The organism is Mucilaginibacter aquaedulcis (assembly GCF_030409325.1).
Taxonomy (GTDB): Bacteria; Bacteroidota; Bacteroidia; order Sphingobacteriales; family Sphingobacteriaceae; genus Mucilaginibacter; species Mucilaginibacter aquaedulcis.
On the sequence record NZ_JAUFPR010000002.1, the window covers coordinates 860,731 to 879,092 of the forward strand.

Below are 18,362 nucleotides of genomic sequence, written 5' to 3' on the forward strand. Positions count from 1 at the left end.
ATAAGGATTATCAGTTTGCGCAACCCAAAACTGTCCAAAAACAGTGAAGGCGGCTGAAGCTTTAAATCATACGTCATGACACCGTTTTAAAAGCCTCAGCTATGATTTGTTCTCCTTCAGCAAGATGAGGGTGCTCTTTTGAATTAATGATCCGATGATGTAATTATCACAAAGATATTCCTCACAATAATTTTGCAGTTTACCGCCCGCAGGTTGACCTTAGTTTAAAAGCATCCCGACTAAAACGCAGTAGGCGCCCTACCAAATTTTTTTTTGAAAGAACTGGAGAAATGCGACAGCGTTTCAAAACCGAGGTCAAGATAAATCGCTGAAGGCTTTTGATGTTTTTGCTCAATCAGGTGGCGAGCCTCGTTCAGGCGCTTATCCTGCAACCATTGCCGAGGCGGTACACCGAAGGTTTTCTGAAAATCGCGTTTAAAGCCTGCCAGACTTCGCCCTGTTAACTGAGCAAATTTCTCGACGGGAACATTGAATTGGTAATTGCTGAGCATAAACCTTTCCAGATCGATCTTGTGCGGTTCAGAAAAATCGAAAAGGAAATTACGCAACGCAGGTAAGGCATTGATCAATAGCTTAACACCTTCCTTTATTTTCAGGATACCCATTTCCTCGGTAAGTACGGCTGAAGTACGGCGGGCATAAGGAACTATAGACTGAAAATATCCCTGCAGAAATTCGTCTGTTGGGATCAATATATTAGGCGGCCCAACGTATTTTTGAACTCCTTCAATCTTCTCTTCCAGGGCGATCTTGCGCAGGAGATCTTCCTGCAGGGATATAATGATAGTTTCATAATTACCGCCAGCCAGCGGCGTCTTTGTGATTGTTCCCAATTGATTTTTCCCGATCAGTAGCATCTCACCGGTTGACATGGATATGGTTTGGCCGGTTGTTTCCAGAGTAAATTGTCCGGAAACCTGCATCACCAGCGTACTATGGTTCCAGAAACATACCTTCTCTTTCCGCTCCGCAGAGAGGTAAGCATAAAAGATCACACCGGGAAGTATTTCTGCTGGGTTGGTCATTAACGTTGTAAATAGGTTCCGCCTAAGATAGCGCCTATGGCAAAAGTATCATTTAATAAATTCATTTCTTCAACACTGAAGCTGATGTTCATAGCCGCTGTATTTTCAGGCAAGCGCACACGTTTACTCATACTCACCAAAGGCATGATATGGGCACCTTGTGCATTCACCCAGGCAATAGCAAGTTGGGTTGGCGTTGCACCCTTATCAGCAGCCAGTTTTTTCAATACTTCTACCTTTTTTAAATTTTCAACCAGGTTTTCGCCCTGAAAGCGGGAGAAGTGGGTATGATAATCATTTTGAGGTAATGGTGCCTTCATATCCCCCGTAAGTAAACCTTCGGCTGTATTGGCAAAGGCCACTACAGAAACACCCAATTCTTTAGCGGCAGGCAGCAGTTCGCTTTCTATCTGGCGGTCGGCTAAGGAATATCCTATTTCAAGTGCGCTGATCGGGTAAACCTTATTAGCCTGGCGTAATTGGTCGGCCGTAACTTCTGATACACCGATATGCTTCACTTTGCCTTCCTTGATCAGATCTGCCACTGTACCGATAATATCTTCTATAGAAACACTGCCATCCATGCGGCAGGGTTGATACAGATCAATAGTTTCAATACCCAGACGCGTCAGCGAATAATTAATGAAATTTTTAATCGCTAAGGGACGCAGGTCGAGCCCCAGCCATTGACCGTTGTGAAAGATAGCGCCAAATTTCACGCTGATAAAGGCATCCGCCCTGCGACCCTTGATAGCTCTCCCTACAAGCATTTCATTATGCCCGGCACCATAAAAATCACCGGTATTCAAAAAATTAATCCCGTTGTCAAGCGCCTCCTGAATCGTTGCAATACTTTCTGTTTCATCGGGTGTTGGCCCTCCCCATATTGAGGACATGCGCATACAGCCCAAACCCAGCTTTGACACCAGTGGGCCATTATTGCCTAATTGTATTTTTGTGATGTTTTCCATAATACAAAGTTCAACATTTTAGGCTCATCATGGTTTCGTACACGGCTCAAATAACTTTCCTGTTTAGCTCAACGAATCTTTAAAAAATACCCGATCTAAGTAAATATCACCTTACAGTCGCAGCAAGTTCCATCATTGTAGATCGTTTCTGTTAGCTACTGCTGTCGGTGAACACCCAAACATTTTTTTGAAGGCTACAGAAAAGTGTGATAAGCTTTCAAAGCCGAGGTCAAGGTAGATGTCAGCAGGCTTTTGACCTTCCCGACTGAGCAGGAAATAAGCTTCCTGCAAGCGTTTCCTAAGCAGCCAATGGCCTGGAGAATCATAGAATATCGTTTTGAAATCTCTTTTGAAAGCGGATAAACTACGCCCCGTGAGAAAGGCGAAACGATTAGACTGACGTTGAATTTGTAATTTCGGTTCATGAAGTCTTCCAGGTTTATTTTGCCGGGTGCAGCAAAATCAAAGAACAAACCGGCGAGTTCTGGTTGATTTCTAAGTAAGATAATGAGTAGTTCTTCGTATTTCAAGTCCTCAAAGGCTTCGTCAAGTTCCATCACTCCCTTATAGTATGGTTTTATAGAGTTAATGAATTCATGGATCATCACCTTATTGGTAAGCTTCACCAAAGCGGTCTTGGTTTGGGCAGAGGTGAACATAACATGATGCTTTTGCTGAAAAGCACGCAAAAAGGGTTCATCAAAACAAAATAATATGGGTTCAAAGCCTCCCTCAAGTTTAGTCACCCTGAATTTAGCCAAATGGTTTTTCCGTGCCACTCCGCATTCACCTGAACCCAGCGTGTGGCGTTTGTCGCCATCGTAAAAGTTGATCTCTCCCTTTACCACATATAAAAACACGTTATCAGGAATAAACTGTTCCTTTAAAACACTTGCCGAAAGGTTATCCGCTATCGCTCTCATTTGATAAGTCCGTATTTAACGATACTTTCCACGGCAGCCAATATGGTTTCCTCCTGGCTGGCAACAGGCCTCCAGTTCAAAACTCTTTTAGCTTTCGCATTACTTACTTTACGGTTCATATTCAAAAATACAACTCCCTGGCGGGCGCGGGTATTTATTAAAGCTCCTATTTTAATTATAAAATCAGGCATTTTTTTTAAAGATACCTTTTCAGCTACTTGCGGCATCCTGTTTTTCAAAAGCGCGGCTATTTCAGGTAAGGTGATCTGTCCGTCGGCAGATGCAATAAAACGCTGGCCACCCGCGTCAGGATGGATCATAGCCCGGATATGCAGATCGGCCACATCGCGCACGTCGACCACATTCAAAGGAATATTGGGTACCAGTTTCATTGAACCGTTCAACAAGTTGGTAAGCAGGTGAAAACTGCCGGAGATATGGCCACCTAATGAAGGCCCATAGATCGCCACGGCATTGATTGTCGCAAATTCAAGATTCCCTCCCTCTTTTTTTATAAAGTCCCAGGCAGCCTTTTCGGCTAAAGTCTTCGACTTTTCGTACAAAGACAATCCCTTCAAATTTACATCTGTCCAATCATCCTCAGTTGTTTCCCGTTTTTTGTTTGTTTGGCTGAATCCTACGGCACCAAAATTAGAGGTCATCACCACACGTTTTACACCGCACTGCCTGGCAAACTTAAGCACCCGCAGGATACCCTCGACCGCCGGGCGGATTGCTTCCTTTTCATCTTTAGGCCCCTCAAAAAAAACCGGAGAGGCCACGCTAAGTATGTACTTACAACCCTGCATGGCCACGGCCCAGTTGTCATCCCTGGTTAGTTCCGCTTCAATAAAAGTAAGCCGCTCCAAATTACTGACCCCGTTAGCACGCAGTACAGCTATTATTTTTTCCTTGCTGCTACTGTTACGTATAGTGTTGCACACCTTATAACCCTGCTGCAATAGTTGCAGGATGACTCGCATAGCTACAAAACCGGACCCACCGGTAACCAATACTTTTGCTGAATTTTCCATAATACAAATTTCAACGCTTTTTCAAGCGACAGGTTTAGCAGGAAGTCCAGAATTACTTTATTGCGAAGTCCAGAAAAACGGGAAACCTCATGAATTTCCCGGTCAGGAATCTAACTCACGACAGGCAGCGAGCCGCCGTCAATGGCGTAAATACTCCCGGTCAAGTAAGCTGCTGACGGGGAAACCAGGAAATGTACCAACGATGCCACTTCTTCTGGTTCGGCCATACGTCCCATCGGAATACCTCCGGTTTGTGCCATCAGTTGTTTCATGGCTTCATCAACAGAAATATTAACGGAACTCGCATAACTTTCAATAAAACCAAGCATCGGCGCGGTCTTGGTTGCACCCGGTGCTACAGTCAGTACACGAACACCCTTGCCGGCCAGTTCGGTTGCTAAGGCTTTGCTGTAGGCATTTAATGCAGCTTTAGAAACTGCATAAGCTAAGTTCAGGTTCCACAAGGCCTGTTTACCCGCCACTGAAGATATATGAATGATCACTCCGCTGCCTTGTTCAATCATTTGCGGCAGCAATGCTTTATCCAGACGAATCGCCGATAGAAGGTTAAGCTGTAGTTCTTGTTCCCAATGATCATCGGTCAACGTATTAAAGCCTCCACCTGGCGTGGTGAGGCCTCCAACATTATTAATCAGTATATCAATACCGTTAAATTGCTCCTTGATTTCGTTTGTCAGTCGGGCCACATCAGCCGGGATGGTCAAATCGGCGGCTATAAAATAATGCGAAGCTGTTTCGGGCTGTATTCTTGCACTAACTATAACTGTGGCGCCGGCTTCAGCTAATTCGTCCGCGATCGCTTTGCCGATACCTTTGGTGCCGCCGGTAATTAAGGCTCTTTTACCTCTAAGATCTGTTGTTTTCATGTTTTTGTTTTGTTTTTTTTTGAAACAAATGTTTCAGAATTGACTAAAAAAAATTATTTTGTTAATTGCTTGATAAAATAATCTGCCATGCGTTTGATCTTAATTGGATCTTTGTGCAGAATATAAGATTCGTACCAGCCGGTCCAGGTGCTGTTAAAGTAATCGGCTAAAAGTGCCGGGTCTTCATCTGTTTTGATCTCTCCCATTTTTATTGCGTTTCTGATCAGGTCATGAAGAAACTGGTATGCGCGGTCATTATCCGCAATCAAAATGTCTTTGACACGCTGATCGTTTGTAGCTACTTCAAAAGCACTTTTAACTGCCATACAACTGTCTTCGCCATTAATGATCACACCAACAGCTTCATGAATGTATTCCACTAAGGTTTCAAATGGTGACTTATTACTGTTAAGGCGCTTGTCCCAGTCCTGTCTGCGCAGATCGGTGTAATGCTGTACACAGCGCACGAAGAGTTCCTGCTTGTCACCGATGGTATTGTACAAACTACTGCTGTTGATCTGCATAGCATCGGTAAGGTCGCGCAGGGAAGCACCATTATAGCCTTTTTTCCAAAAAACTTCCATCGCTTTTTGGATCGCTGCTGCTTCGTCAAATTCTACGTTTCTGCCCATTACGGAGCAAAGGTACATTAATCTGAAACACTTGTTTCAGATTAATGTCATTATTATTATTCTGTTTAATGCTGTTTAGCCTCGCAGTCCCTGCGTCATTCTTTGCCTTTAGCCAATTCATCAACCAGTTTATCGAGATAACGAACTTTCTGCGTTAAAGGATTTTCGACGAACTCTATCTAAAGCCGTACATGATTCCGGTGATCAGACTGGTATTAACGTTCAGTGAAGCTTGGTCGCTCCTCGAGAAACCGCTCTTGCCGCGAATTAAAGGATCAATGGGAATGCCGTCCCTTCTTTAGCTACGGACAACACAAAAAAACTCTGCATATTACCAACATCGGGAAGCTTAGACAACTTGGTCATCAGCAATACGTTATAGTCATCCATATCGCTGATCGCGATGAGTAGCAGAAAATCAAATACACCTGTCATGTGATAACACCCCAACACTTCGGGCAGTTTTACAAACTCGCGCTGAAACCCGGCCAGCGCTTCCTGCGAGTGTTCTATCAGATAAACCCAATTCCTGTCTACAAGAAGTATGTTTATTTTATTTAAACTCTCGTTACTTAAATTCCGGGAAATTACTTCGTTTTTTATGATATAAACCAAAAAATATCATTGGAATTGAATTCAATCCTTCGTTTTACTGTATCAATATTGGGATTAATAAAGAATATGCTTCTTAAAATAAACCCTAATATATTATATTTCGATTAGCCGCCTTATTTTTTAGCATGGCTTCATTAGTATCGCTAATTAGTTTATATATCTCATATTCCATACACGATTTGAAATATGAGATTTTATTCTAAATACTTGTGTCTAGTACGATAATCCAAACAAAACCTCTACTTTTGAACAGCGATATAATTGATAATATTTTTCAATAAGAGATTTTAATATTTAATACACCATTCATGATATCCGAGAGTATCAATGCAAATTTACAATTAAACTGTCGTCTTAATCTTACCGCTCTTTACGGAACTTTCAATAATGATATGTCTTCTTGCAGTACTGTAGATATAACAACAGATATTATTGAAATGGTTGAAAATGATACCATTGTAATTCCAAAAAGTTATGATTTTAACAAGCGTTATCCTCTAAAAGGTTCTCGCAAATTTTTGCAAATTGCCCACAAAAACCGGATTTATAATATTACGGAAGATAAGTATTCAGACAATATTGTAATTGATTTGTCTTCATCGGAATCAGAAATTTCAATTATCTACAACGTTTTCATTGATCCCCTTGCTAATTGGCGGGGAATTATTGCTGGGCAACTTTTACAATTGAAAAGCTTCGGTATAGTTTCAGAAGCAGATGTATTCGTTCATATTACAGACAGTCATAAGCTGTCTGACGAAGCTGTAAAACTGATAAAAAGCATCATTCCTACTGCAACAATAAGCATCTCTACTGAAAATAAATTTGAGTACGGGGGAATTAAGTTAGTTCACAGTCTGGCAAAGTTACGTCCGGATCGTAAATATATATACTTTCACTCAAAAGGGATGTCACATGGCCTTTTCTCAAGATCGCTTGTAGATATCACTTTGATGACAACGACATTTTCAAAGTGGAGAAAGCACATCCAACACTTGGGTAAGAATGGCGTAGAAAAAATTGGAATGTTTCCTGGCTTTGGAGATGAAAACCCATCTGGAAATTTGGGTAAAGAGGGTGGCTTCATCTGGTTTAATTTTTGGTATGCAACTGGAAAATATTTATCAAACTGTCCAGAACCGCATCATAATCAAGACCGTTATTATTATGAAAAATGGCTTGGTTTTCAAAATGGAGATACAATACCAACTCTCCGCGAGGATTGCAGGTCGATTTATAAAGTTAAAATGATGCCTACCACTTTTTATTCCTCACAGCAGGCAAATCACTATATGGATCGATTAATTTATAAATACAATCACAGTAGCTTATCTAAGGCATTGCCTTATATTATTAGGAGCTCATTAATATTTCACCTGTATCTTAAGATGAAAAATCTTCCTCGTAATCTTCACTTCAGAAAACGAAAAAAAATCATCGGTTAGCACGTAATTATTAACGGTAAATGTATCTGCCCAGAAACAGTTTTTATAATTTACAAAAGCTAAATAATGGAAATATGATCGTCAAATAAGTTTTCTTTCCTTCAATTTAGTTCAAAAAAGACGGATAAAATTATTTAGTTGAAATGTGAAGCTTTTTAGCTATCCGTCGCCAGCCCTCATAAATTAACCTCAGTACGTCTTGGTTGCCAGCATCGCCTACGTTTCAGGTTTCATACATTACTTTGGCTTTTTAGATAAGGGTTGGATATTAATCAATCACTTAATCAGTGAAAGCTTATTGGCTAATGTGATAACTCGGTATTATTAGAATGAAAGTCTTGAAAAAATTTCAAGTACGAGCGCTGCTGCAATCACGTTACAATCACTTACAGGTGGTAGGTTTGTCTATCGAATTAAGTAATAGAAACACCAAATTTACTGATTAAAGTTACCAGAACACGGCTGTTCAGATGTAAATTAATAGGCTGTTTTTACTACCGCAATCTGAGAGTATATTTAATCTTTAGGTTGTTCACCGCCTTCGCGATATACAACCTAAAGATATGGCCGCCTGAATTAAAACTCTTCCAGTGTCATCAACTTTCAAATATTACCGGCCAAATCCATAAGTAACCCGCAATCCCAGCAAGCCGGCAGAATAATCTTGTTTTGAAAAGCTTTCATAGCGTACTCCGAAATCCCAATGTTTTGAAGCATAGCCAACGCCCGGAGCGAGGATTAAATTAGTAGGGCCGCCACCTTCTTCAACCTCTAAACCAAGGCCAACTTCGCCGGAAACATAAAAGTTAGGCAACACAAAGGCTTTCAATCCAATCTTTACGGGTATAATTTCTAACGAATTTTCCATAGTGAGGCCAGCACCAAGCCCATCGTTTATATAAAGCTTTTTTGTGGAGAATTGATAAAAACCTGTTGTAAAAGTTAAAGCTAAATGTTCGGTAAGGCCATACTGTAAATCTGGAGTTATACCCAATCTAAAATTGACCGTGTTTTTTAAATTACCTACGGGCAGTAGGCCATCTGCTCCAATTGCTATACGTAATGCTCCTTTTGACACAGTTTGTGCATTAGCGTTTAGGCTTAAAAAGATAAATGATGCAATAATAAATGTTGATAGTAATTTTAGTTTAGCTTTCATTTGTTTTATCATGTTAGAAAAGTGAATATGGTTAACAGGGAGATGGATATGAGCAGAACAATTATTTACTCAGTTTAAACCTATAGCCCAGACGCAGGGCAAATTGTTTGTAATAAGAATGCAGGCCATAATCCTCAAACTTGAAACTGGTTTCGAGCCCATTCTGGAAAATAAACCCGGCAGATACGCCATACATCAACGAACGGTAAGGTTTGTAGGTGACTGATGTATTGTAATGAGGGTAGCTGCCATAATCAGCTTCATTAAACAAGCCAAATGCCTCACCCACCTCACCTCCTATAAAGAAAGTTTTGCCGGTGTACAGCCTGATGCCCGCTTTAACAGGTATGAATTTGGCCGAGGTGTTATCCAATGGTATTTTAGATTGATGATTGTTTTCATCCGGGTAAGAATAATAATAGTTATGGTATAAAAAATAGGTATAGCCTACAGAAAACGTACCCATTATATGCTCGCCAAGTTCACGATGAGTAAACAATTCGGCACCTGAAACAATTCCATTATCGTCCCAGGGAATACCTGCAGTAGCGGCGGCGCCTATATACCACTCGCTTGAATTATCATGTACTTTATGAGCGGAGCCAAAGGCCTTACTAAAAACAGAATTAAAGGCAATACCTGCCTCCCAGCCAATCCATTTTCTAACCTGATGATCATTATCTACATAGCTGTAGTGATATTCATCATAGTTAGGAATGTTGGTAATATTTTTAAATCCATTAACATGAACCGAACCACTATGGTTATAACGGTTAAATGTTGGGCCGGCCATCAGGCTGATGTTTTTTGAAAGCTGAACATTTAATAACAGTTTGCCCTGTTCCCACCGGTCGTCAAATGAAGAACCGGTATGGGCAAACTGATAAGCCGCCTCAGCCGAAAAATATACCTGTTGACTCAGCATAAAATCGTGACCAATACCCAAGCCAAAATAATGTAGTTTATTATTTGGCGAGATGTTTGACCCTAAGTATACCGAACTATAAAAATCATGAGTGCCTGTTTTTAAACTCAGGTTGGTATTTACAATATCATTGCCTGATAAAGTAATTTTGTAAAAGCCATTACCTATAATATTTATTAAACCAATACTGGCGCCCTCAGAAGTATCTACCCGGTTCACTAAGCCTATTTGCAAGCCTTTTAGCTTACCAGCTTCATTGTGCAGGACTGATAATTGCATACCTTCGACTTCACTTTCGGCTTTGTTGATAAATCCTGCAACCTGTATGCCCCTCACGGTATCCAAGGCCCGGTTATGTGCACCTGCTGCCTGTATACCGGTAACTGTACCGCCTACCAGGTTAAACACCCCTGCCAGCTGCAGGTATTTGGAGTCCATCTTATTGATATTGAAAAGGCCCCCGAACTCCAATCCGTTAACGCCCGCGGTATAACCACCTATGAGGTTGAGTGAAAATTTATTAACTACCTGCGGACTGAACATGCCGTGAGAACTTAAGCCCGGCGTGAGTGAAACCTGAAAAGGCCGCCTGGCAAAAAAGTCAGGAATGTTAAGGCTTTGGATGCGTTGTTTTGTTGATGAAAACAGATGCCCGATAGCAGTGCGCTCAACCCGGTTACTTTTATTGGTGGCGTTATTGTAAGCATCCGTTTGTGAGCGGCTGCTGATGGATACGCTTTGTAAAAAATTGATAGAGGTATCCTTGTAAGCCAGTTTACTGGCTGTTAAACTGATCTGTCCCGGATTATCTGCCCTGAACTTTAGTTTAAAATAGCCGTGCTCGTCGGTTAAAACTGAAATCAGTTGTTGTTTAACATAAACACTGGCATTCATCAGGCGTTCGCCGGTACGTTCATCAACCACCAGGCCGCTAATGGAGTAGGTGTTGTTATCGTTAGTGATATCGGTATTTTGCAGGGCCAGGTTAGGCCGGTTAAGGTCGATGATGATATGATCATTCAGCTCCTTAAATTCGTACTTGCCATGAAACAGCATAAACATAATGCCCGATACGGTTTGGTTGTTTGCAGTTAGGGTAACCAAACTATCCTGTGGCAGCAGCCTTCCATTGTAGGCAAAGTAAAAGTTGCCTTGCCTGCCTATTTGGTACAGGGCATCGGCCACTCGGATACGGTTAAAATTGATGCTTATGCGTTTACTAAGCAAACCCTGGGCCTGTGTTTTACCAATGCAGAGCATCATCAGTAAAACTACAGGCAGTAGTTTGCGTATTTGTGATATGGTATTAGAGGTTTTAGTCATTTAAGCTGTAGGCTTACTTAAGTATAATGCGGTCATGTTGTTGTTCAACCGTAATTTTAAAAGTATGACTGATCACTTTCAGGATATCATCCAGCGAATCATCGGTTTTAAAAGTAGTATTCAATGGGAGTTTATTTAATTCTTTTCGCTCAATGATAACATGCGCGTTGTAGGCTTCATTCAATACTTCAACCATACGGTATAATGGTACATTATCGGCCACAAATTCCTTGCTGCGGTAATAGTTGTACAAATGGTCCGGATTGTTCGCTTTAGTTGGTTTGCTTGCCTTGGGTTGAATAAGAATCATCTCTCCTGGTTTAAGTGAAACTGAATATTGCCCCTGGCTTACCTGTACTATTCCGGTTTCAACAATTACTTCTACAACGCCGTTCTTGTTCTTAACATTAAAGGAAGTACCAACCACCCTAATGCTGGTATTGCCAGTGTTAATAATGAAAGGTTTGGCTTTGTTGGGTGTAACACTAAAAAAAGCTTCGCCTTTTAGCAGGTCAACATTGCGTTGCGCACCGCTAAACATATGTGGATAACTCAACAGTGCGTTTTTGTTGAGTGTAACAACCGACCCATCAGACAGGGTATCGCTTTTTACCGTTTCCTGTGAGGCAAACTCTACCTGCCGGTTATTCTGTTTTATAAACAGCCAGGCACACCCTGCTATCACTAAAATTGCGGCTGCAACTTTTAACCAATTATACCTGTTTTGCAATGGTACAACTTTGGCACGCTGCATAGCTGCCCTTTGCTTTACCTTTTGCAAGGAAGCCCAGGCATTAATATTAGGGTCGGCGGTAAAGTTTTTGCTACTGTCCCATATCTGCCTAAGTTGCTCAAAGCGGTGCTCATTGGCTGTATTGGCTGCCCGCCATTTTTCTACTTGATGTGCTTGTACAACTGAAACCTCTTTGAGCAGGTAACTGATCAATAACTCATCATTTATATGTAAATGTTTCTTCATGCCAATAGTTTAATTAATAGCCATATCATCAACGGCAGGTAATCTGCTAATTGTACCCGGAGCCTTTTCAGGGCTTTGCCCATCTGGTTATCTACCGTTTTTATGGAGATACCCAGTTGCGCCGCTATTTCTGCATATTTTAACTCCTCAAAACGGCTCATCTGGAAAATGGCGCGACATTGTTCGGGCAAATCATTAATTGCTTTATACAATCGTTTTTCAAATTCTCGGTATTGCAGCTTATCAAGCGGATGTTGTGTTTTTTCCTGATCCATCTTGTAATAGGTGTGGGTTTGATATTTCTGTTTTACCTTATGATGTTTAAAATAATTCATGCATTCGTTATGTACCGAGCGATATAGGTAGGCTTTAAGTGATGTATGGATGGCAACAGGTCCTTGCCTCTCCAGCAGCTTTAAAAATACATCCTGCACCATTTCATCGGCCAGGGCGCTGTCATTAAGCAGGGTGAGGGCGTAATGGTGCAACGCAGGGTAATGATCAAGATATATCTGATCAAAACCCTGATCTTCTGCATTCAGGTGCAGCATGAAAGATGTGTTATAGGTATTGTCTGTTTGCAAAGTTTGGGCTTAAAAGTAACATTTTAACTTTTATTACCCAGCAGACAACAAACCATGCATAAACCCCTATGCCAATGTGAAATTTTATTACAGGATGAAAAAGTAGAATGAAAAACAGATTTGCATATACAAAAAAAACGGCTTCGCATTACAGCAAGCCGCTTCCTTCCTTTTATCATCCACTCAACCACAGGCCTATTGATTTTTTATCTACAGACTGGGTTTTGCAAATTATGATATCGCCCTCGCGCAGATCAAATAATAGGAAAATCCGTCTTTAATAGCTATAACATTGATTCCTAAAGCTTATTTCAATTTAAAGTGATAACCTAATTTGAGCGATAGTGCATCCTGGATAAGGCGGTGGCTGTAGTTGTCATATTTGGCGCCAATATCTATTCCGTTTTTAAGCTTGATACCTAATGATGGGGTATATACAAATGATGAGTTTCCCTTAGAAGCAAAAGCCACCCCTGCTTCGCCGCCTAAGTAGAATGTGTCGGCCAGGTATAAACGTAAGCCCGCCTTAACCGGGATCACGTTCTGTACGTTATGATTGGTGTTGTAATAAACATTGCCTGCATCATCCTGAATGCCGTAGGTGGAGTAATACGATCTGAACATGTGTGTATAACCAACAGAAAAGGTAGCCTCAATATTACCGGATAATGGTTTATATAGAGTAACATCGCCACCCAGAATATGATCGTCAGAAGATTCAACACTTACGCCGGGGTTAATACTTACGCCCAACTCCAGATCATTGCTCTTGTGTGCCGTTTTGTGTGAGTTAAGCCTGCGAGCCCCAAAGCCATAAGCCAGCCGCAGAGCGATGTTTTTGGTGGCCTTGTTTTTGGTATAGTCTTCATACTTAACACTTAGGTCGATACCATTTTTAAAGGTCAGGCCAACAGCCGGCGAGTATACAAAAGAGGTACCCCATTGTTCAAAGGCAAAACCTGCACCTGCTTCGCCGCCCAAGTAAAGGTTATCAGCAACAAAATACTTAACACCCAGCTTAACCGGAATTACGTTGTATGGGCTGCCGTACTGACTATAACCTGCAAAATGGCCCTTCTCAAAAAAATGGCTAAAGCCGGTTGTAAACGTTGCTGACCAGTGTTGGTTAAAATCTTTCTGTACGCGTATGTCGCCACCTAAGGTATATTTAAAGGCATCGGTGGTAGATACCCCGGCATCAACACCAAAACCTATGCGCCAGCTACTGTTGTTTTGGGCAAACGTTGTGGTTATACTTAGTACAGTGAGCATAAAAAATAACGAAAATAGATGTTTCATAAAGTGTAGTTGATTTATAAATAATATGTTGTATAGAGATTAATCGGCAGGTAAAAAATCGAGTGCCTTTTTTATGGTGAACACGCTGATCCCAAATGCCATATACGCAGGTTGCTGCTGGCTTTTGAGCAGATAAGAGATAAAGAGTATAATAAAGAAAACGCTGAGGATGGTCAATATAACACATTTAATAAGCCGTGCATCGGTAGCGTTTAACTCCTGCGGTGCCTGATAATTGCGGAGGCTGGTGATCGTACTTTTTAGCAATACCAAAGCAAAAAGCATCGACATGCCCAGGGCCTTGGGTAATACTTGCCACATCAGCAGGCTGTAAATAATAAACAAGGAACCTGTCAGCAAAAATAGCATCAGTACAGCAAGCGCTGTTTCACGAACTCTTTCCATAATTGTTGTTGTTTTTGAGTATGTGACAACAACTATGGCCTCTACCCCTACATGGTGTTATTATTTATTTAATCTTTATAGAATGAATACTAATATTTGATTTAAAAATATATGAATCGCTTTCATATGGTGTTTGAAATAGAATAAGAGTTCCACAGCGGTTTAGAAGTCCGCTTCGTGGCTTACCGGATGCCACGTATTGAGATAGGCACGAACCGTAAAAATGACGGCATAGCCATCAAAATAGATATTCCGGATCCTATACTCATGTAAACCCTTCCAGGCCAACCGTTGCAGCGTTGGAAAAAACCGGAGTAATTGTTTCCTATCTGCTTTTTATTCCGACTAATGGGTAGCGGGCAGTTTCTATGGGCAACATTCAATTCTTCCGGCTTCATTCCATCCGTTAACCATTAAATGCTACTAAAACTTTAAATTATGACGATCTCAGCAATCAGGCAATTGGGCAAAACAAACGTAACTGAAGCAATAAAGGCTGCCACAACCGTTAAGAAATCTCCTTCTCAGGATAAGGAATCACCTGTCTTTGCACACTGTTTTTTTTTCGCACCGGTTAGACGGATCACAAAAAAATATGATTTATTGGGTAGCAGTTGCATTTTTTTGAGGTCGTCACCTATCCATATGATAGCTCATGCCAATCCAGTCAAACCGGATTATCCACACAACGTAGACCTGCCGACGCCTAATCAGTTTAGGCGTTATCTGAAGTGCAGGGTGATAGCCCAACTTCCGGAGACTCATTAAACAAGGAACATTCAAATCTTGGTGTAAGCTTCTACCATCATCATCAACTTGCTATTTAGAAATATTTGTTTCACATCATTAAATCATTTAGTCATGAAAAAGATCAGTATTTTTTTGTTCGCCGTGTCAGCAACCCTTTTGTTTGCCTGCAAACGCAGTGACGACGTAACACCGGCTTCATCTCATGAAGCTATACCAGATTCAACTTCGCTCAGTCCGACGAGCACAATGCAGGTCACCGCAGCTTTAGGGGCGGCGATCCCGTCTGTGGTGGCCGGAACAAAGGACCACGCAGGTTATGTCAATGCCAGCGGTGCCAGCGCACGGTTTAATCAACCCTACGGAATTTTTGTGAACCCGGACGGAACGTTATTGGTTGCTGATCAACGTAACGGTGCAGTCAGGAAGATCACCAGCGGCGTTGTATCAACCGTAGTGAAAAACAGCAACTTGGTTCATATGTCAAACCTCGCCCGAACCAGCGATGGGGCAATTGCGGTCAACAATGGAGGTACAACCGTGCTGTATAAGAACGGCATTCTAAACCCTATTCACAAAATAGGCTGCCCCCATTGCAACACCGGCGGAGTAAGCAAAAGCGCTGACAGCAGCTTTTTTTGGTATGCTGATAATTTGTACGATTTTAGTTCAGTCGTTTATTTAGAAAGTATCAGACCTGATGGTACTTTTGGAGCCGGCGCAGGTGGTGCGATAGCTGAATCTGATGACGAAAATATTGTAGCAGCAACGGCGGTGAGCACAACACTTAACGACAATAAGTTTATAACATTAACGAACGGCGTATACGAAGTAACTCACGCTGGCGCAGTCGTCAACATTTTATCGCCTACCACCTTTGGCAACCTCACTGACATTGCGGCAAATAAGGATGGCACCAAGTTATATGTCGCCGACCAGGGAGATATTAAATTGATCACCCGCTGCGCCAGCTGTCCTACCAAACTAACTGTGGTCGCCAGCCATGTCGATGCCAGCGGACTGGCCTTGTCAAACAGCGAGAAGGTGCTGTTTTTTACCAGCTCCAAACACCACACTGTTAATAAGATCAACCTGCCATAATCCGGACATCTTTTTGGATTGATAATCGCCAAACTGGTGATTATAACATTTTTTGAATTGTTTGAAATAAGCCTAAAATCTCCGCCTTAGTTAATTTGCGGGAATTTTAGGCTGTTTCAGGTTATACAGATTAATGCATCCCGGCAATTTCCCGGGAGCCAAAAAGGTAAGGATTAAGTAATTCGATTAATCACACTTATCGTTTTGGCTACAACAAATCCGCTGTTCTTAATTTCCCTTTGCCAACTACAGGTCATACGCTGGTAGATTATTCAGCGGTCGGAAACTTCAACTTCAATTTGCAACCTAATTCTCCTTTGATTGGCAAAGGCAATACAAGTATTAAACCGCTTATAACAGTACCCATGGATAAGATATATGGTTTGGCTGAGGCAACACCTATGGGTACCGATCTTGGCTGTTATCAACTGAATGGCACAGGAAATCAGCATTGATAGTCAAGTATGACATTAAAAGCAAAGCACCCATTTTTAAATAAATAAAAATGGGTGCTTGTTTTTAGCTTCCTGCCTCGTATCAAATTGTATTATAATTTAAATCCAGCATCATTTGATATAAAATCGGGTATTCCCTTATGGCATGGTGAATAGGGTCGGAATTTCAGCCTGACCATATTCATATTTAAACAAATGCAACCTGTTGACCTGATTCGGCCCAGGCATCAATCCCCCCCACCAATGGACGAATTCTTTTCAAACCAACTTTACGCAATTTCTCCGCATATCTTGCAGCGGTAATCTCATTTGGGCAAGAGCAATAAATAATAATTTCCTGGTGTGCTGCATATCTGCCTGCGATATCGTTAAGACTATTTTCATCAATAGGTACTGAGCCCGGTATAAATCCATTTCTGGTGCGCTGTTCAACGGGACGAGCATCAAGTATCACAGGATCATATTTCCCATTGATCAATTCTATCAGATCATTAACAGTTACTCTATCTGTTTCAAACTGCCTGATAAGGCGATAGCGACGCAGCCACTTAAACAAAAGGTATAAGCCAAATAATAAAGTGATAAATAAACCGCCCATCATACCATAATGACTTAGGGCAGCAATCAAACCGTCAACCTGGTGCCGGAAAACTGCACCCAAAGTAGCTGCCGCACCAATATAGATAAGCCCGGCAATGGATGAAAAAAATATAAATAAGGTAAGCCCCATTACATAAACTCCGGCAACAACCGGTGCAAGCGTTGACAACCCCGGAATAAATTTTACAACAGTTAAAGCAGGTGCGCCATAACGGTCGAAAATATCGCCGGTATTGCGTACACATGAATCCGGCGAAATAGAAATTTTACATAATTTCCCAAGAATCCCTGTTCCATATCTCTTCCCTGCAAAGTATAGGATGAGATCGCCGATTAACGTCCCTAACGATCCTATCAAAATTAGAGTTATAATGTTGGATTCAGTTGGAGGAGTAATAGCTGTAGTTACTATAAGCACTGCAAACGCTGGCAAAGGTAACCCCACACTTTGTAAAAGAGTGATAAAGAAAACCAGCCAGAGTCCATGAGTTTGTACCAGGTGAACTAATGTATTCATATTTAGTTACAGCTAAGATAAGCTACCTAATTTATTGACCGATCAGATTTTACGGATTAGCCATAATTTGACTCTAAAAATACGAACAAAGACGTTGATCCGGCAAGCCTATTTGAAGCCAACAATATCTTTTCACCAAATAAATAGCCAGAATAATAAATACATCTGCGTTTAATCTCGCCGCGCGAATATCTAATAATTTATCAGGAATCGTCAAAATTAGTTTTCTATCTGTAGTGTATTAGATGACTAATACACTACAGCAATACTATGATTGAAGTTAATAATTTGAGCTTTGCGTACCAAAAGCAGCCTGGGTTGTTTAAAAACCTGAGTCTTTCAATGAAAGTCATGTATATGGTTTAATGAAAAAAAAGGAGCTGGCAAATCTACCTTATTGAAAAACATGGCAGGGCTCGCTTATCCCCAAAACGGTGCCTGTTTACTAAATAACGTTAATGTTTTGGGAAGGCCTGTTTCACTTCTGAAGCAGCTCTATCTCTTTGCTATGTGCCTACACTCACTCCTTCACAGTATGCGAACAGTACCGCCGGATTTTATCCAAATTCAGCACATCTAATTTTTGTACTTACCTATAGACACCGGATGTTGACGAGAATGCAGTGATGGATAAGCAATCTTTGGGTCAGCAAAAAAAGCCATGATCGCCTTAGGCCTCGCAACCAATACCAACTAACTTATTATGGATGAGCCT

Annotated in this window: 17 protein-coding genes and 1 pseudogene; 2 read left to right on the forward strand and 16 right to left on the reverse strand. The window is 41.3% G+C overall.

Features of this window, described 5'->3' with window-relative positions; translation table 11 throughout:
* Positions 1-239: 239 nt before the first annotated feature.
* The 9 genes and pseudogenes from QWZ01_RS08200 to QWZ01_RS08230 all read right to left on the reverse strand — a co-directional run bounded on the left by QWZ01_RS08200 (position 240) and on the right by QWZ01_RS08230 (position 6,108).
* Positions 240-1,046 carry a helix-turn-helix domain-containing protein gene (locus QWZ01_RS08200; protein WP_290322814.1) on the reverse strand — a complete coding sequence of 269 codons (807 nt, stop codon included), beginning with the start codon at positions 1,044-1,046 and terminating at the stop codon, positions 240-242.
* Positions 1,046-2,017, reverse strand: coding sequence for an aldo/keto reductase (locus tag QWZ01_RS08205; RefSeq protein ID WP_290322815.1), 972 nt, complete (start codon positions 2,015-2,017; stop codon positions 1,046-1,048). Before QWZ01_RS08205 ends, QWZ01_RS08200 begins: the two co-directional genes overlap by 1 nt.
* Positions 2,018-2,149: 132 nt before the next feature.
* Positions 2,150-2,425, reverse strand: a complete 276-nt coding sequence (locus QWZ01_RS25990; RefSeq protein WP_353959404.1) for a helix-turn-helix domain-containing protein — start codon at positions 2,423-2,425, stop codon at positions 2,150-2,152.
* A gap of 86 nt (positions 2,426-2,511) precedes the next feature.
* Positions 2,512-2,940, reverse strand: a pseudogene (locus QWZ01_RS26085) (AraC family transcriptional regulator); the annotation flags it as partial.
* Positions 2,937-3,974 carry an SDR family oxidoreductase gene (locus QWZ01_RS08215; RefSeq protein WP_290322817.1) on the reverse strand — a complete coding sequence of 346 codons (1,038 nt, stop codon included), beginning with the start codon at positions 3,972-3,974 and terminating at the stop codon, positions 2,937-2,939. The pseudogene QWZ01_RS26085 and the gene QWZ01_RS08215, both read right to left, overlap by 4 nt.
* Before the next feature lie 110 nt (positions 3,975-4,084).
* On the reverse strand, positions 4,085-4,861 hold the full coding sequence (locus QWZ01_RS08220) for an SDR family oxidoreductase (RefSeq protein ID WP_290322818.1): 777 nt from the start codon (positions 4,859-4,861) through the stop codon (positions 4,085-4,087).
* Positions 4,862-4,914: 53 nt separating this feature from the next.
* Positions 4,915-5,493, reverse strand: coding sequence for a TetR/AcrR family transcriptional regulator (locus tag QWZ01_RS08225; protein WP_290322819.1), 579 nt, complete (start codon positions 5,491-5,493; stop codon positions 4,915-4,917).
* 95 nt (positions 5,494-5,588) lie between these two features.
* Complete coding sequence (locus tag QWZ01_RS25995) at positions 5,589-5,672, reverse strand: DUF2200 family protein (RefSeq protein ID WP_353959405.1); 84 nt, start codon at positions 5,670-5,672, stop codon at positions 5,589-5,591.
* An 88-nt stretch (positions 5,673-5,760) separates the two neighbouring features.
* The gene (locus tag QWZ01_RS08230) at positions 5,761-6,108 is read right to left on the reverse strand and encodes an Lrp/AsnC ligand binding domain-containing protein (RefSeq protein WP_290322820.1); all 348 of its coding nucleotides are present in this window, start codon (positions 6,106-6,108) and stop codon (positions 5,761-5,763) included.
* 308 nt (positions 6,109-6,416) lie between these two features.
* Here QWZ01_RS08230 and QWZ01_RS08235 point away from each other — a divergent pair, with 308 nt between their 5' ends.
* The gene (locus QWZ01_RS08235; protein ID WP_290322821.1) at positions 6,417-7,553 is read left to right on the forward strand and encodes a hypothetical protein; all 1,137 of its coding nucleotides are present in this window, start codon (positions 6,417-6,419) and stop codon (positions 7,551-7,553) included.
* 610 nt (positions 7,554-8,163) lie between these two features.
* On the opposite strand, the gene QWZ01_RS08240 is transcribed toward QWZ01_RS08235, so the two are convergent.
* From QWZ01_RS08240 to QWZ01_RS08265, 6 genes are all read right to left on the reverse strand, one after another.
* The gene (locus tag QWZ01_RS08240) at positions 8,164-8,712 is read right to left on the reverse strand and encodes a hypothetical protein (RefSeq protein ID WP_290322822.1); all 549 of its coding nucleotides are present in this window, start codon (positions 8,710-8,712) and stop codon (positions 8,164-8,166) included.
* A 61-nt stretch (positions 8,713-8,773) separates the two neighbouring features.
* A complete protein-coding gene (locus QWZ01_RS08245) occupies positions 8,774-10,960 on the reverse strand; it encodes a carboxypeptidase-like regulatory domain-containing protein (protein WP_290322823.1) in 2,187 nt (728 codons plus the stop codon).
* Positions 10,961-10,973: 13 nt separating this feature from the next.
* Complete coding sequence (locus tag QWZ01_RS08250) at positions 10,974-11,939, reverse strand: FecR domain-containing protein (protein WP_290322824.1); 966 nt, start codon at positions 11,937-11,939, stop codon at positions 10,974-10,976.
* Entirely contained in the window at positions 11,936-12,523 is a 588-nt protein-coding gene (locus QWZ01_RS08255; RefSeq protein WP_290322825.1) for an RNA polymerase sigma-70 factor, read from the reverse strand. Before QWZ01_RS08255 ends, QWZ01_RS08250 begins: the two co-directional genes overlap by 4 nt.
* 306 nt (positions 12,524-12,829) lie before the next feature.
* Positions 12,830-13,822, reverse strand: coding sequence for a hypothetical protein (locus QWZ01_RS08260; RefSeq protein WP_290322826.1), 993 nt, complete (start codon positions 13,820-13,822; stop codon positions 12,830-12,832).
* Positions 13,823-13,861: 39 nt separating this feature from the next.
* Positions 13,862-14,227 carry a hypothetical protein gene (locus QWZ01_RS08265; protein ID WP_290322827.1) on the reverse strand — a complete coding sequence of 122 codons (366 nt, stop codon included), beginning with the start codon at positions 14,225-14,227 and terminating at the stop codon, positions 13,862-13,864.
* 996 nt (positions 14,228-15,223) lie between these two features.
* Between QWZ01_RS08265 and QWZ01_RS08270 the strand changes: the two genes are divergently transcribed.
* Positions 15,224-16,075, forward strand: a complete 852-nt coding sequence (locus QWZ01_RS08270) for a hypothetical protein (protein WP_290322828.1) — start codon at positions 15,224-15,226, stop codon at positions 16,073-16,075.
* Positions 16,076-16,717: 642 nt separating this feature from the next.
* On the opposite strand, the gene QWZ01_RS08275 is transcribed toward QWZ01_RS08270, so the two are convergent.
* On the reverse strand, positions 16,718-17,647 hold the full coding sequence (locus QWZ01_RS08275; protein WP_290322829.1) for a DedA family protein/thiosulfate sulfurtransferase GlpE: 930 nt from the start codon (positions 17,645-17,647) through the stop codon (positions 16,718-16,720).
* Between the last annotated feature and the right edge of the window lie 715 nt (positions 17,648-18,362).